Below are 13533 nucleotides of genomic sequence, written 5' to 3'. Positions count from 1 at the left end.
CATTTCTGCGGTTTCATGAGCCATTCCGACGGTTGGTTATCAGACCCAACGCAGTCTATTTGCTGTCTGGTGACAGCGCTTCGATAATACGGCAGTCGGCAGTTAGGCCGCCGCCTTGACAGAGATTGCTAATCCGCTGCAACTCGCTGGCGAGCCGCTTCAGGTCGCCGATTTTCCGCTCTACGGCTGCCAGGTGCTGGGCTGCAATACGATCAACCTCTGCGCAGTCCTGCTGTTCGTCTGAGGATAAACGAAGAAGGTCGCGTACCTGCTCCAAAGTGAAGCCAAGGTTGCGGCAGCGCCGGATGAAGCGCAGGCGATCAAGATGCTTCCGTTCATAGGCGCGGTAGTTTGCCGTGGTGCGGCGGGGGTTGGCCAGTAGCCCTATTTTTTCAGGGTAAGCGGATTAAATGGTTGATCTTACCTTTGCATGAGAGTGAGACAGACCGGCATCTCATCGGATTATCTGGTTGATGCTTCACCTACTGCTGGTGCATGTTTCCTTCGCTAATTCCAGCAAGAACCCCACACGCCTCAACTTCCCGGTCATCGTTGCAACTCGCTCTCAGTGAAACGAGTTGTTTCTCAAGCGCTTGCAGAGCGGTTATCTGCGACCGCACATGAGAGATGTGATCATCGAGCAAGGCGTTGACGGCGGTACAAGGCTGATGAGGGTCGTCCTGATAGCTCTGTAGTTCGTGAATCTCAGCCAGTGACAGGCCCAGGATTCTGCAGCGACGGATGAAGGCCAGCCCCTCACCATGCTTCTCGGTATAGACACGGTAACCGTTGTCCTGCCGATCAGGCGGCGGCAACAAGCCCTGCTGTTCATAGAAGCGGATCGTCTGTGTTTCGACCCCTACCAACTGCGCCAACTGACCAATGCGCATCAGCCTCCTCCCCAACGGATTCTTTACTCTATTGACCTTATAGTAGCTTTATAGTTTTAAATGGTACCACAACATTGTTCAAGTGGAGTCGTATCATGAGCAAATCCTGTGGTGGCGCCTGTGGCGGTGATGCAACGTCCGCAGCGGATACCGATATACAGGCCTCCTCCGAGGCGCCAGGGAGATGGGTCAGTGTTTATGCCGTGCCGAAGATGGACTGTCCATCAGAAGAACGAATGATTCGCCTAGCCCTGAACGGCTTTGAGGAGATTCGGGCGCTGTCCTTCGACTTGTCGAACCGCCGGCTGAAGGTCGTGCATGACGGCGAGGTCGAGCCCGTCACCTCGAAACTGAAGACCTTGGGGCTAGGCGCCTCGCTTCAGGAAACCGTCGCTGCAAATCCGGAGACCATCAAGGCCGCCGAGTTTTCGGCAGCTTCTGCTAAGCAAGAATCCGGGACCCTGCGCTGGTTGCTCGGCATCAATGCACTTCTGTTCGTGGTGGAAATGACTGCCGGTCTGATCGCCCAGTCCACCGGCCTGATTGGAGAATCCCTGGACAATTTTGCCGATGCGGCGGTGTACGGGCTTGCCCTTTATGCGGTTGGACATAGCGTGAAAATGCAGGTACGTGCCGCGCATCTTGCTGGTGTACTGCAACTGATCTTGGCTGTGGGCGTGCTCGTAGAGGTGGTGAGACGCTTTGTATTCGGTAGTGAGCCTGAATCGCTGGTGATGATGGCTATCGCATTCGTCGCATTGATTGCCAATACCAGTTGTCTGCTGCTCATATCCAAACATCGGGAAGGCGGGGCGCACATGAAGGCAAGCTGGATATTCTCGGCCAACGACGTGGTGATCAACCTGGGGGTCATCACCGCCGGCGCCCTGGTCGCGTGGACCGGTTCCAATTATCCGGATCTGATTATCGGCACCATCGCGGGGGGCATTGTACTTAACGGTGCCAGACGCATTTTGGCGTTGAAGGGTTAAATAATGCTCATTATTGGCAAAAAGCTCTCGCCGTATGCCCTATTGTCCATATCGGGCCTGCTGGCAGCGTCTGATCAGGCTGTAAAGTGGCTGGTGCAGCAATCAATGGCCTATGGCGAGTATGTTTCGGTGACCCCGTTCTTTAACTGGGTGCACCTATGGAACACCGGTGCCGCATTCAGTCTTTTTGCGAATGGTGGAGGCTGGCAGCGCTACTTTTTTATCGGAATCGCGGTAGTGGTCTCGATTTTTCTGATCAAGCTGATCCTTGAAAATCGTCATAAAGGAGAAGCCATCGCTTACAGTCTTATCCTCGGTGGCGCCATGGGCAACCTGATTGACCGGGTCTTTCGCGGCTATGTTGTGGATTCCTTTGATTTCTATTGGCGAGACTGGCATTGGCCGGCCTTCAACCTGGCTGATATTGCAATTGTCCTCGGTGCCTTACTTTTCGTTTCCAGCAGCTTGTTGGGTAAAAAAGCAAACACCAATGCCGAGCCGGATGGATCTGACTGACACCTACGCCTATACAACACCATGACCGAACTTCCCGACAACATCCTTCACCTGCCGCAATACCAAGTACTGGGCTGCAAATCAACCGACGACGAAATGCACTTCCAGGTGGACGTGCCCGATCCCATCGCCTGCGAGGAATGCGGCGTGCAGGGTGAGTTCGTACGGTTCGGCAAGCGTGACGTTCCCTATCGTGATCTGCCCATCCACGGCAAGCGGGTCACTCTCTGGGTGGTCCGCCGCCGATACACCTGCCGGGCCTGCAAGACAACATTCAGGCCCCAGCTACCGGAGATGGTGGACGGATTCCGTATGACACTGCGGCTGCATGAGTACGTGGAGAAGGAATCCTTCAACCACCCCTACACCTTTGTGGCGGCACAGACCGGCCTGGACGAGAAGACGGTGCGCGACATCTTCAACGCCCGCGCCGAGTTCCTGGGGCGCTGGCACCGCTTCGAGACGCCCCGCATCCTGGGCATTGACGAGCTATACCTGAACAAGCGCTACCGCTGCATTCTGACCAACATTGAGGAGCGAACCCTGCTCGACCTGCTGGCCACCCGCCGCCAGGACGTGGTGACCAACTACCTGAGAAGCTGAAAGACCGGCAGAAGGTCGAGATCGTCAGCATGGACATGTGGAACCCCTACCGGGCAGCGGTCAAGGCTGTGCTGCCCCAGGCCCGTATCGTGGTCGATAAGTTCCATGTGGTGCGCATGGCCAACGATGCCCTAGAGAGAGTGCGCAAGGGCCTCAGAAAGGAGCTGAAACCGTCCCAGAGCCGGACTCTCAAGGGAGACCGGAAAATCCTGCTGAAACGCGCTCACGAAGTCTCAGACCGGGAGCGCCTCATCATGGAGACCTGGACAGGCGCGTTCCCGCAACTGCTGGCCGCCTACGAGCACAAGGAGCGCTTCTACGGCATCTGGGACGCCACCACACGGCTCCAGGCAGAAGCCGCCCTGGACGAGTGGATAGCCACCATCCCGAAGGGCCAAAAGGAAGTCTGGAGCGATCTGGTCAGGGCAGTGGGAAACTGGCGCGAAGAGACCATGACCTACTTCGAGACGGACATGCCCGTCACCAACGCTTACACGGAGTCCATCAACCGACTGGCCAAGGACAAGAACCGTGAAGGGCGCGGTTACTCCTTCGAGGTGATGCGGGCACGAATGCTCTACACCACGAAGCACAAGAAGAAGGCACCGACTGCGAAGGTCTCTCCTTTCTACAAGAAAACCATCGGTTACGGACTGCCGGACTTCGCAGAGGAACTCAACTACGGAGTCGATCTATCAACCATCTGAGGGTGGTATCAGATTGATGGGGTGAAGGTGCCCCATCAACCATTAAATCCGTATACCTGTTGATTGCCGCTGAGATCTGACCCGGTATTTTCACCGAGAATTGACCCGCCTCGTGGATATGATTTGGGTTTGGTTAGATGGTCAAGTCGGTGCTTTCTCCTTTTTTGGTTTTTGCGGCCTGGGCCGAGCTGTTCCTGAAGCGGAAGCTGTCGTTTCCGGTTTCGAGAATGTGGCAGTGATGGGTGAGCCGATCGAGCAGCGCGGTTGTCATTTTGGCGTCGCCAAACACGCTGGCCCATTCGGCAAAGCTGAGATTGGTGGTGATGATGACACTGGTGCGCTCGTAGAGTTTGCTCAGCAGATGGAATAGCAATGCCCCTCCTGATGCGCTGAAGGGCAGGTATCCAAGCTCGTCGAGGATGACCAGATCGGAATGGACAAGCCGGTTGGCAATCTGTCCGGCCTTGCCTTGAGCCTTTTCCTGTTCCAACGCATTGACCAGTTCCACGGTCGAGAAGAAGCGCACTCTCTTGCGGTGATGCTCGATGGCCCGGATGCCCAGCGCTGTGGCGATATGGGTTTTGCCGGTTCCCGGCCCGCCCACCAACACCACGTTGTCGGTCTTGTCGATGAAAGCCCCTGAATGAAGCTGGCGCACCAGGGCCTCATTGATCTCACTGCTGGCAAAATCGAAGCCGGCCAGGTCCTTGTAGGTTGGAAACCGTGCCACCTTGAGCTGATAGGCAATCGATCTTGTCTCCCGTTCGGCCATCTCGGCCTTGAGCAACTGGGAGAGAACCGGAACGGCTGCCTGGACGGCCGGAGACCCCTGTTCGGTGAGCTCGCTGATCGCTTGGGCCATGCCTGTCATCTTGAGGCTTTTGAGCATGATGACCAGAGCTGCGCTTGCCGGATCATGACGCATGGCGCACCTCCTTGTCCGCACGCAGGGTATCGTAGCGTTCCACATTGGCCTGCGGTTCCTTGCCCAGGACAAGGGCTTGTGGTGCCTCGACGGGCGCGATCGCGGTCGATTTGCCATCGACCAGTCTGTGCAGCAGGTTCAGAATATGGGTCTTGGTGGGCACCCCGGTCTCAAGGGCCATCTCGACCGCGGCGAGCACGGCCTGTTCATCATGGTGGAGAACCAGGGCCAGGATATCGACCATCTCGCGATCGCCACCGGGTTTGCTCAGAAGATGGCGCTGCAACTGCCGGAATCCATCGGGCATGTCGGCAAAGGGTGCACCATTGCGCAGGGCACCGGGCTTTCGCTGGACCACGGCTAGGTAATGGCGCCAGTCATAAACAGTATGCCCGGTTCCATGATGGCGGTCGATGATCCGTAAGTGCTCACAGATCGTCTGTCCTTCGGCGACAACGACGATGCGCGCCGGATAGACTCTGACGCTGACCGGCCTGTTGGCGAAAGAGGCCGGCACGCTGTAGCGATTGCGTTCCAGGTGGATCAGGCACGTTGGGGAAACACGCTTGGTGTGTTCGACGAACCCGTCAAAGGGCCTTGGCACAGCCATCAGGAACTGGGTCTCGACCCGCCACGCATCAGCAATGGTGCCCGGTTCGACGCCATGAGAGGTCTCCTCCCACAAGCTCTTGCACCGCTGCTCGAGCCAGAGGTTCAACTCCTCAAGCGAGTTCGCGTGCGGAATGGGCTGGAAAAGCCGGTGCCGGGCATCTTGCACGTTCTTTTCCACCAACCCCTTCTCCCAGCCGGCGGCCGGATTGCAGAACTCGGGCTCGAACACAAAGTGACTGGCCATGGCCGAGAACCGGGCATTGACCTGCCGGGCCTTGCCACGGCCAACCTTGTCCACGGCCGTGCGCATATTGTCGTAGATGCCGCGCCGGGGCACGCCGCCCAGCACGCGGAAGGCATGATTGTGGGCGTCGAACAGCATCTCGTGGGTCTGGAGCAGATAGGCCCTTACCACAAAGGCCCGGCTGTAGCAGAGCTTGGTATGGGCCGCTTGCAGCTTGACCCGCTCGCCCCCGATCAGCGCCCAGTCCTCACTCCAATCGAACTGGAAAGCTTCTCCAGGCTCAAAGGCCAGGGGAACGAACACGCCGCGGCCGGTGGTGTTCTGCTGGCGCTGGAGATCCTCTTTCCAGCGCCGGGCAAAAACCGCCACCCGACCATAGGAACCTTTAAAGCCAAGGCTGACCAGATCGGCATGGATCTGCTTGACTGTGCGCCGCTGCTTGCGCGGTTTGCGGCTCTCAGCCTTCAGCCAGCCCGATAGCTTCTCGGCAAAAGGATCGATCTTGCTCGGCCGCTCGGGCACTTTGAACTTCGGCTCAACCGTATCGGACCGAAGATATTTGCGAATGGTATTCCGGGACAGACCCGTGCGCCGTGCTATCTCCCGGATCGAAAAACCATCCCGGAAATGCCAGCGCCGGATAACGCTCAAAAACGCCATGTCCAACACTCCTCAATCTCCTGCCCAAAACGAGCAGGATAGCGTTCAAACATGGGTCAAATCTCAGTGGAAAAATCCCCCAATACCGGGTCAGATCTCAGCGGCAATCAACACTGCGGGACACGTATCTGGCTGCGCAGAGGGACTAGAAGCCGCCCCGGAGACCGAGCTCCGGGGCCAAGGCAAGATTACTCCTCGTCGTCTTTCTCGACGCGGCGGACGACAACGCGGCCGTCGAGGGGAATGCTGTTCAGGCTCAGATTGAAGCCGTTGCCGTCTTCGTGTTCCCAGGCGCCGCCAATGCGGTTCCAGAACTTCTTGTCCTTGCCGGTTTCGATCACCTGGAATACGCGGTGTGTCGGTTTGTTGCTCATGCTCGTCTCCATCAAATGAGGTTGTCCGTCTATGGCTGCCAGAAGGGCGGACCAGCGGGACGGGGATCAAGCGACGGCAGGAGCGACCTCAAAATGGCGCCTGGCGCGGGCAGCGGCCGGAACGGCCGCAACACGGGGCGCCATTTTGGGGTTGAGCACCGGCACGGGAACGCCCAGGCAGACAAGCCGGGACGGACAGCCCGATGTGAGACGCCGCGCCATGAGCCCGACAGCGGAATTGCTCGCCGGATCGAGGCAAACAGAACGCCGCCGGATATGCGAGGCATGGGACAATCGGCCGGATGAGGGTTTATCAGCCGACCGGTCCTGCGGACCCGCTCCGCGCCATCTCACGCAGAAGGGCATCGATGCGCGCCTTTTCCTCTGCCCGTTCCTCGGAGGGCGGCTCCTCAAGCGCCCAGAGCAGGGGAAGACGCTGCAGAACCGGGTCCAGATCGACAGCCACAAGGTTTTTGCCGGATTGATCGTAGATGCATCTCAGCCATCGCCGTCGCTCCAGACGGCGCAGTGTGCGGCGAGTCGCTTTGGGTGTCTTGCGGTGTAGCCCGCTCCAATACCGAAGCCGTGCGGGGATCATCAGGTCCCGGCGGCGCCACTTTTCCTGGTCGTTTTCGAGCGTGACCAGCAGGTTCAAAAGATGCCACTCATCGTCTGACTGCCAGCGGGAGACCTTGAAGAAGGTCAGCACCAACATCCGCATCAGCTCAAGCTGCGGGTTCACCACGCGCAGCATATGCTCAAGCTCATGCATGGCCGCCTCCCTGCCTGCAGAGCGATCGCAGATTATGATGCACCGTTCGTCGCAGGATCGAGGATTGCAGCATCGAGAACAGATAGGCCCCGGGGTTCTTGATGCCCTGTCGGTCCACGGCCACGAGAACGGCCGCAAGCGCCGCCCAGCCATGCCGCTCAACGGCCTTCTGCCAGGCCTCCGGCCTGATCCGCACGTATTGGCGCACCAGCCAGCCGATGGATCTTGAGACGTCCTGCAGGGCCGTTTGTGAGGGTTCCCCGCAAAGCAGCTCCTCCAGATGCGCTGGCGCAAGCTGCCGCTGCAGGGTGGGGGAGGCCTCTGCCATGAGGCAAACCAGGTCCCTGTCGCTCGCCTCAGGCTCGGCCTGAGTGGGGAGCGGAGGAGGACACGGCCGGCACCCTTCTGCCTGCTCTTGTACAAGGTCTGTAAGACCAGAGGTTTTATTGTAGAGGTTTAGGTTGTCGCTCGTGTCATGTCTGGATGCACTTGTGACCTTGCCGGGTTCCGGATCCTCGATGCTATCCACAGGTGCCGGGATATCGAGACGCTCCTCGTGCAGCCGCTCCCGCTCTTCCCTTAGCTCGTCATTGAACCGCGCATAGGCCGCCTCGAGTTCCGGCAGGCGCCGGGCAAAAGGACGCAGATCTATGCCGCCCGCCCCATAGCGCTGATTCGCTCTGGTATAGCGGCGCACCAGCCACCCGCGCTCTTCCAGCAGGGCGAGCAGCCGCACGACACTGCGCTTGTTGATTCCGCACAGCCCCGCGATTCGTGCATTGCTCAATGTGCATTTGATGACCTTGCCGCTCTTCCAGGCCTCGCGCGGCGTGTGCTGGACAAGCACATGCAGGACCTTCTCGGCCTTGCCGGGCAGATCGGGTTCAACGAGCGTAAAAGCTGACCCGACCAGCGACCCTGCCCTGATCGATGCGTAATGGGGATCCCCTTCGAATTGTTCGGCAAGCATGTTCACGCTCTCGAAGTTCTCCGCGCGTTTGACGAAGCCTCTTGCGTGCACAGCTTCGTGTCCGACGTGCGTTTCAGTTGCTGCTACTTGTTCCATATGCATTTCGGCATCGGCTTAACTGCCTGCGCATTGCCATCAGGCAATTGACAACAGGATCCCGTCGCCTAAAATGCACTCACAGATGAGCGAGAGCGCATTCAAAGCGTTTTTCAAAAGCCCCGCAGTTCCCGCTGCGGGGTTTTTACTTTTCGGAAAGCATTAAGCCAAAATCACAGCCGTCCCTTAATTTAGGGCTTGTCGGCTCCACGATCCTTTATGCTAGAATCGTCGTGTCAAAGTTCGGTTCGACGGGGATATGGTGGAGCCGAGGGGAATCGAACCCCTGACCTCGTCATTGCGAACGACGCGCTCTCCCAACTGAGCTACGGCCCCACAAAGGCGCGGTTTGCGCCTGGAGCGGGTTCTTTAGGGCCGGGAGGCGGGAGCTGTCAAGAGGCGCGCAGGCGGGTGAAAGGGCCGGGCCTGCGGCGGCGGGCATCTTGCGCAAGGGGGCCAGCGCGTTTACATCTAACCCTCGGGATTTTCTCACAGATTCGCAAGGCGGCGGCATATGCCCTTTCTCAATATCATCATGCTCGTTATTCAGCTTTACATCTGGATCGTGATTGCGAGCGCCATCTTAAGCTGGCTCATCGCCTTCAATGTGGTGAACACGCAGAACCGTTTCGTCTTCACGGTGGCCGATATGCTCTACCGGATGACGGAACCTGCCATGCGGCCGATCCGCCGGGTCTTGCCGGATCTGGGCGGACTCGACCTCTCGCCCGTCGTGCTCATTCTGGGCCTTATCCTGCTGCAGGACATCATTGCCTATTATGTCGCCCCGGCGCTGATGGGCTATTGAGCGGGCTGGCCGGAGAAGAGGAAAAGGGCGCGGGCCTGCGCGCCCACCCGGACGGCCTTGCGCTTACTTTAAAAGTGGTGCCGGGGGCAAAGGCCAGCCAGATAGACGGCTGGGAGGAAGATGCGGACGGGGCCCCTCTCCTGCGGCTGCGTGTCAGCGCCGCGCCGGAAAAGGGAAAAGCGAACGGCGCCGTTTTGAAACTGCTTGCCAAGTCGCTCGGTCTGCCTGCCGGGCGTCTTCGTGTTTTAAGCGGGGAAACGGGCCGCACGAAAGTGGTGTTGATTGAAGATGCGCAGCTGGAAGAGAGCGGGGCTTTGCAAGCCCGGCTCGAGGCGGCCGCCAGAAAGAAATGACGGAAGACGGGATGACGGCACGGATCATCGACGGCAAAGCTTATGCGGCGGGCCTGCGCGGGCGTATCGGCGAGCATGTGGCGCGGCTTCAAAAAGACCACGGGCTGACGCCGGGCCTTGCGGTGGTGCTGGTGGGCAACGACCCGGCAAGCGAGGTCTATGTCCGCAACAAGGGTATCGCGACGAAGGAAGTGGGCATGAACTCTTTCGAGTTCAAATTGCCTGCGGACACGAGCGAAGAGGACTTGCTTGCGAAAGTGCGCGAGCTCAACGCCGACCCGTCCGTACACGGCATTCTTGTGCAATTCCCGGTGCCGGATCAGATCAGCCAGCAGAAAGTCATCGATACGATTTCTCCGGATAAGGACGTGGACGGGCTGCACCCTGTGAATGCCGGGCGCCTTGCCAGCGGGCTTGACGGGCTTGTCTCCTGCACGCCGCTTGGCTGTCTGATGCTGATCAAGGATGTGATGGCGGATATTGCGGGCAAGAATGCGGTGGTGATCGGCCGCTCCAATCTTGTCGGCAAGCCGGTGGCGCAGCTTCTCTTGAAAGAAAACTGCACCGTCACCATCGCCCATTCGCGCACGGCGGATCTCGCCAAAGTGGCTGCGGGTGCGGATATTCTCGTTGCCGCCGTCGGACGCGCGCAGATGGTCAAGGGCGACTGGGTGAAGCCCGGCGCAACCGTCATCGATGTCGGCATGAACCGCATTCCCGCGCCGGAAAAAGGCGAAGGCAAGACCCGCCTTGTGGGCGATGTCGATTTCGCGGCGGCAAAAGAAGTCGCCGGCGCCATTACGCCGGTGCCGGGCGGCGTCGGCCCCATGACGATTGCCTGCCTCTTGCACAACACGCTCATTGCCGCCTGCCGTCAGGCAGGGATCGCCGCGCCCGAAGGACTTTAGCCCCGTCGAGAAAGGCCTATCGATATGGAACAGCGCATGCTCGGTTCTCTTTGGCCCGTCAGCCTGCTTACCCTCGGGGGCGGGGGGCTAGGCCAAGTCTGGGGCGAAACGGACCGTAAAGAGGCGGTGGCAACAGCGCGTGAGGCGGTCGATCTCGGCATTACGCTATTCGATATGGCCCCGCTTTACGGGCGCGGAGAAGCGGAAGCCGTGGTCGGGGAGGCCTTTGGCGGCAAATTGCCGGGCGGCGCGCGGGTGACGACGAAATGTTTTCTGGGCTCGCCGGAACCGGGAGATGTTTACGGTAAACTCGAGCGCTCGCTGCGGCGCAGCCTGGAAGCGATGAAGCTCGAACGGGTGGATCTCTTTTTCCTTCATACGAATATTTGCCCCGACGATTACGTCTATAAGCACGATGCGGAAACGCAGACGCGCTGGGCGACGCGCTGGAGCCTTTATGCCGATGCCGTCATTCCGGCGATGGCGAAGCTGAAAGCGCAAGGGCTGATCGCGGATTGGGGGATTACGGGTACGGGCCTGCCGAAATCCATCATGGACGCGCTGCGCCATGATGAAAAACCCGCCGCGGTGCAGGCCGTGACCAACCTTCTCGATTCCGCCGGCTCCATGCGCCGCTATGACGAGCCGCCGGAGCCGCGCAACATCATCCGCACGGCCAAGAATAACGGTGTGGGCGTCATGGGCATCCGGGCGGTACAGGCCGGCGCGCTGACCGAAGCGCTCGACCGGGAGCTGCCGGCGGATCATCCGGAAGTGCGCGATTTTGAAAAAGCCGCGCCCTTCCGCAAGCTTTGCGCGGAGCTTGGGGAAGACCCGGCGATCATTGCGTACCGCTATGCGCTTTCCATGGAGGGGGTGGATACGGTCGTGCTTGGGGTGAAGAACCGCGAGGAGCTGCGCGCCTGCGCCAAGGCGGCGGAGGCAGGCGTGCTTGAGCCGGAACCGCGCCAGAAGATCGATGCGCTGCGGCTTAATTTTCAAATCCCGCGCATGCCGATCGATTGAACGGTACCCGGGGGCAAGGATGAGGGGGCTTATGCGGCGGATTTCTTCGGCAGTCTTCAAAGAGGTTGCGCTTTCCGCCCTCGCTTTCTTTTGTCTCTCACTCTCCCTTTCTCCTGCTGTAGCCGACCGCTACCGCGACGATCAAGGCATGCTCTCCTGGCCGCAGGAAGAAATGGTGCAGGCGATGGAGCTTTACGTGCCCCGCCGCCTTGCCGAACTCGATGTGCCGGGCGCGGCGATTGCCGTGGTGCGGGACGGGCAGCTTGTCTATGAAGGCACGTTCGGTGTTGCCGATACATGGAACGGCGCGCCGGTGCGGAAGGAAACGCTTTTCGAGGCGGCATCGCTCGGAAAAAGCATCAGCGCTTACGGCATTCTCATTCTGGCGCGGGAGGGTTTCCTGCCGCTCGATGCGCCGCTCGAAAAAGCGCTGCCCCGGCCCTGGCCGATGGAAGGGGGGGATGTTTCCGCGCTGACGGTGCGCCAATTGCTCGCCCACACATCCGGTCTCGGCAATAATATCGCCGCGCCCGATAGCGAGCTTGCTTTTGCGCCGGGGCGCAGGTTTTCCTATTCCGGCATCGGCTATATGTATCTCCAGCACGCGGTGGAAGAAATCGCGGCGGCGGATTTTCAAACCGTGATGCGCGATCTCGTTTTTGCGCCTTTCGGCATGAGCGAGAGTTATTTCGCGCTGCCATCCGGCGCGCTGGAGCACATGGCGCGCGGCTATGTGCCGGTGCTGCAGCCGGTGCTGATCATTCTTCTGCCGTTCCTCGCGCTGAGCCTCGTCTTCATCGGCGCGGGCTGGGCGCTTTATCGCTTCGCGCTCGACCGGCCGAAATATTATTGGACGGACGCTTTGCCGCCTGCCGGACTTGCCTTTGTCACGGCAGTGGCGCTGGTCTGGCCCTATATCGGCACGGGGCGCATGCCGTTTATTCTGATCGTCACGGTCGCTTATCTTGCCGCTCTGGCGGTGCTTTATTTCATTGTTAGTTTTCTGGCCGGACTTTTCGGCTTTTACGGGCCGCGCGACGGCACACTGTCGCGCGGGGATGAGGGAAGCGGGCGGCTTGTCAGTACCGTCTCCTTTCTCATTGCCATCGGCCTCAGCGTGGGAATTTTGAGCCAGCACATCCCGGTGCCGCGCATGCCGGCGGGCGAGCTCAATGCGGCGAGTTCCCTGCGCAGCACGGCGGGCGATCTCGGACGCTTCATGGCGGGCTTCATTCAGGCGCGCCGTCTCGGGAGTGAGTGGCGCGAGCGGATGATGGGCGAAACCGTCCCCGTGACAGATAATGTCGAATGGGGGCTCGGGATCGGCATGCGGGAAGCGGAAGGGCGCAAGACATATTGGCAATGGGGCGCCAATCCGGGGTTCGCCTCGCTTATGGTGATCGACCCGGCGCGCCGGGGCGGCGTCGTCATTCTCACCAATTCATCCGATGGCGATAAGCTTGCGCAGGAAGTGGCAGGCCAGGTGCTGGGTCTTCAGCCCGGATGGGAACTGCCCGCTGCCGCCGTTCCCTTTTAAGAAGCTGCGCCTTTTTCGAGCGCCGCCTTTGCCTTTGTCACCAGCTCTTCCATGCGCGCGCGGAAAAGCGCGCCGGCATTTGGCGGGCGCAGCATGACCTCGATCAGTTTGATCTTGTTGTCCTCGCCCAGCGTGATGAGGTCGATGCCTTTGAATTCAATGTCATCGATCTTGCCGGAAAATTCCAGCGCCCAGTCCTTGCCGTCGATCCATTCACGCACATAAGTGATGGGGCCGAGCGCTTCGGGCACGCAGCTCATGATGACGAAAACCTCAATGCCTTTGCGCTCTTTCCAGTAAACCGGCGTACGCAGCACCGCGTCCTCGGCAAAGAGCGCGGGCAGGAATTTCGCATCGCCCGTTTCCACGAATTGATGCCAGAGTTTGTAGGTCTCTTCGGCGCTTTGCGGCATGGTTTTCTCCCTTCCAGGGGGCCAGCATGCGCAAGGAGCGGCGGCGCGCGCAAGGGGGCGGACGGTTCAGTTTTGCAAAAACGCAAGTGCGGGGACGGGCAACAAAAAACCGGCCCGCTTTATGAGG

At 59.7% G+C, this 13533-nt stretch carries 15 protein-coding genes, 1 tRNA gene and 1 pseudogene; 8 read left to right on the top strand and 9 right to left on the bottom strand.

All coding sequences use genetic code 11. The features are described from left to right. Positions 1-55: 55 nt before the first annotated feature. Together ACOQOT_RS15870 and cadR are read right to left on the bottom strand one after the other, a co-directional pair. Complete coding sequence (locus tag ACOQOT_RS15870; protein ID WP_121881947.1) at positions 56-379, bottom strand: MerR family DNA-binding protein; 324 nt, start codon at positions 377-379, stop codon at positions 56-58. Positions 380-482: 103 nt separating this feature from the next. After that, positions 483-890: a Cd(II)/Pb(II)-responsive transcriptional regulator gene (cadR, locus tag ACOQOT_RS15865; protein WP_004364961.1), complete on the bottom strand. Its 408-nt coding sequence runs from the start codon at positions 888-890 to the stop codon at positions 483-485. A gap of 95 nt (positions 891-985) precedes the next feature. On the opposite strand from cadR, the gene ACOQOT_RS15860 reads away from it, so the two are divergent. The 3 genes and pseudogenes from ACOQOT_RS15860 (at position 986) to ACOQOT_RS15850 (ending at position 3708) form a co-directional block, all read left to right on the top strand. Next, positions 986-1882: a cation transporter gene (locus tag ACOQOT_RS15860; RefSeq protein ID WP_004574643.1), complete on the top strand. Its 897-nt coding sequence runs from the start codon at positions 986-988 to the stop codon at positions 1880-1882. A gap of 3 nt (positions 1883-1885) precedes the next feature. Continuing rightward, positions 1886-2398: a signal peptidase II gene (lspA, locus tag ACOQOT_RS15855; RefSeq protein ID WP_004863699.1), complete on the top strand. Its 513-nt coding sequence runs from the start codon at positions 1886-1888 to the stop codon at positions 2396-2398. Between the two features lie 21 nt (positions 2399-2419). Beyond that, a pseudogene (locus tag ACOQOT_RS15850) lies at positions 2420-3708 on the top strand (ISL3-like element ISPpu12 family transposase). A 133-nt stretch (positions 3709-3841) separates the two neighbouring features. Here ACOQOT_RS15850 and istB read toward each other — a convergent pair. The 6 genes from istB to ACOQOT_RS15820 all read right to left on the bottom strand — a co-directional run bounded on the left by istB (position 3842) and on the right by ACOQOT_RS15820 (position 8697). Further along, positions 3842-4633 (bottom strand): IS21-like element helper ATPase IstB, encoded by a 792-nt coding sequence (istB, locus tag ACOQOT_RS15845; protein ID WP_121881981.1) that lies wholly within the window; start codon positions 4631-4633, stop codon positions 3842-3844. Further along, entirely contained in the window at positions 4623-6149 is a 1527-nt protein-coding gene (gene istA / locus ACOQOT_RS15840; protein WP_420559770.1) for an IS21 family transposase, read from the bottom strand. Before istA ends, istB begins: the two co-directional genes overlap by 11 nt. 188 nt (positions 6150-6337) lie before the next feature. Beyond that, positions 6338-6523 carry a hypothetical protein gene (locus ACOQOT_RS15835; protein ID WP_420560150.1) on the bottom strand — a complete coding sequence of 62 codons (186 nt, stop codon included), beginning with the start codon at positions 6521-6523 and terminating at the stop codon, positions 6338-6340. Positions 6524-6836: 313 nt separating this feature from the next. Beyond that, entirely contained in the window at positions 6837-7295 is a 459-nt protein-coding gene (locus ACOQOT_RS15830) for a hypothetical protein (protein ID WP_121881939.1), read from the bottom strand. Further along, the gene (locus ACOQOT_RS15825) at positions 7288-8361 is read right to left on the bottom strand and encodes a helix-turn-helix domain-containing protein (RefSeq protein ID WP_158597267.1); all 1074 of its coding nucleotides are present in this window, start codon (positions 8359-8361) and stop codon (positions 7288-7290) included. Before ACOQOT_RS15825 ends, ACOQOT_RS15830 begins: the two co-directional genes overlap by 8 nt. A gap of 260 nt (positions 8362-8621) precedes the next feature. Beyond that, positions 8622-8697 (bottom strand) — tRNA-Ala (locus ACOQOT_RS15820). A gap of 178 nt (positions 8698-8875) precedes the next feature. Here ACOQOT_RS15820 and ACOQOT_RS15815 point away from each other — a divergent pair. From ACOQOT_RS15815 to ACOQOT_RS15795, 5 genes are read left to right on the top strand one after another with little or no spacing between them, the layout of a single operon-like run. Beyond that, positions 8876-9169, top strand: coding sequence for a YggT family protein (locus ACOQOT_RS15815; protein ID WP_045443115.1), 294 nt, complete (start codon positions 8876-8878; stop codon positions 9167-9169). Next, on the top strand, positions 9166-9522 hold the full coding sequence (locus tag ACOQOT_RS15810; protein ID WP_420560149.1) for a DUF167 domain-containing protein: 357 nt from the start codon (positions 9166-9168) through the stop codon (positions 9520-9522). Before ACOQOT_RS15815 ends, ACOQOT_RS15810 begins: the two co-directional genes overlap by 4 nt. An 11-nt stretch (positions 9523-9533) precedes the next feature. Continuing rightward, positions 9534-10430, top strand: a complete 897-nt coding sequence (gene folD / locus ACOQOT_RS15805) for a bifunctional methylenetetrahydrofolate dehydrogenase/methenyltetrahydrofolate cyclohydrolase FolD (RefSeq protein ID WP_420560148.1) — start codon at positions 9534-9536, stop codon at positions 10428-10430. Between the two features lie 36 nt (positions 10431-10466). Beyond that, positions 10467-11456, top strand: coding sequence for an aldo/keto reductase (locus ACOQOT_RS15800; RefSeq protein WP_420560147.1), 990 nt, complete (start codon positions 10467-10469; stop codon positions 11454-11456). Between the two features lie 31 nt (positions 11457-11487). After that, positions 11488-12993 carry a serine hydrolase domain-containing protein gene (locus tag ACOQOT_RS15795; RefSeq protein ID WP_420560146.1) on the top strand — a complete coding sequence of 502 codons (1506 nt, stop codon included), beginning with the start codon at positions 11488-11490 and terminating at the stop codon, positions 12991-12993. Here ACOQOT_RS15795 and ACOQOT_RS15790 read toward each other — a convergent pair. After that, positions 12990-13406 (bottom strand): hypothetical protein, encoded by a 417-nt coding sequence (locus tag ACOQOT_RS15790; RefSeq protein ID WP_420560145.1) that lies wholly within the window; start codon positions 13404-13406, stop codon positions 12990-12992. The two genes, ACOQOT_RS15795 and ACOQOT_RS15790, sit on opposite strands and share 4 nt — an antisense overlap. Between the last annotated feature and the right edge of the window lie 127 nt (positions 13407-13533).

This window comes from Tepidicaulis sp. (genome assembly GCF_965222285.1).
Taxonomy (GTDB): Bacteria; Pseudomonadota; Alphaproteobacteria; order Parvibaculales; family Parvibaculaceae; genus Tepidicaulis.
This window is presented reverse-complemented; position numbering and strand designations above follow the sequence as displayed.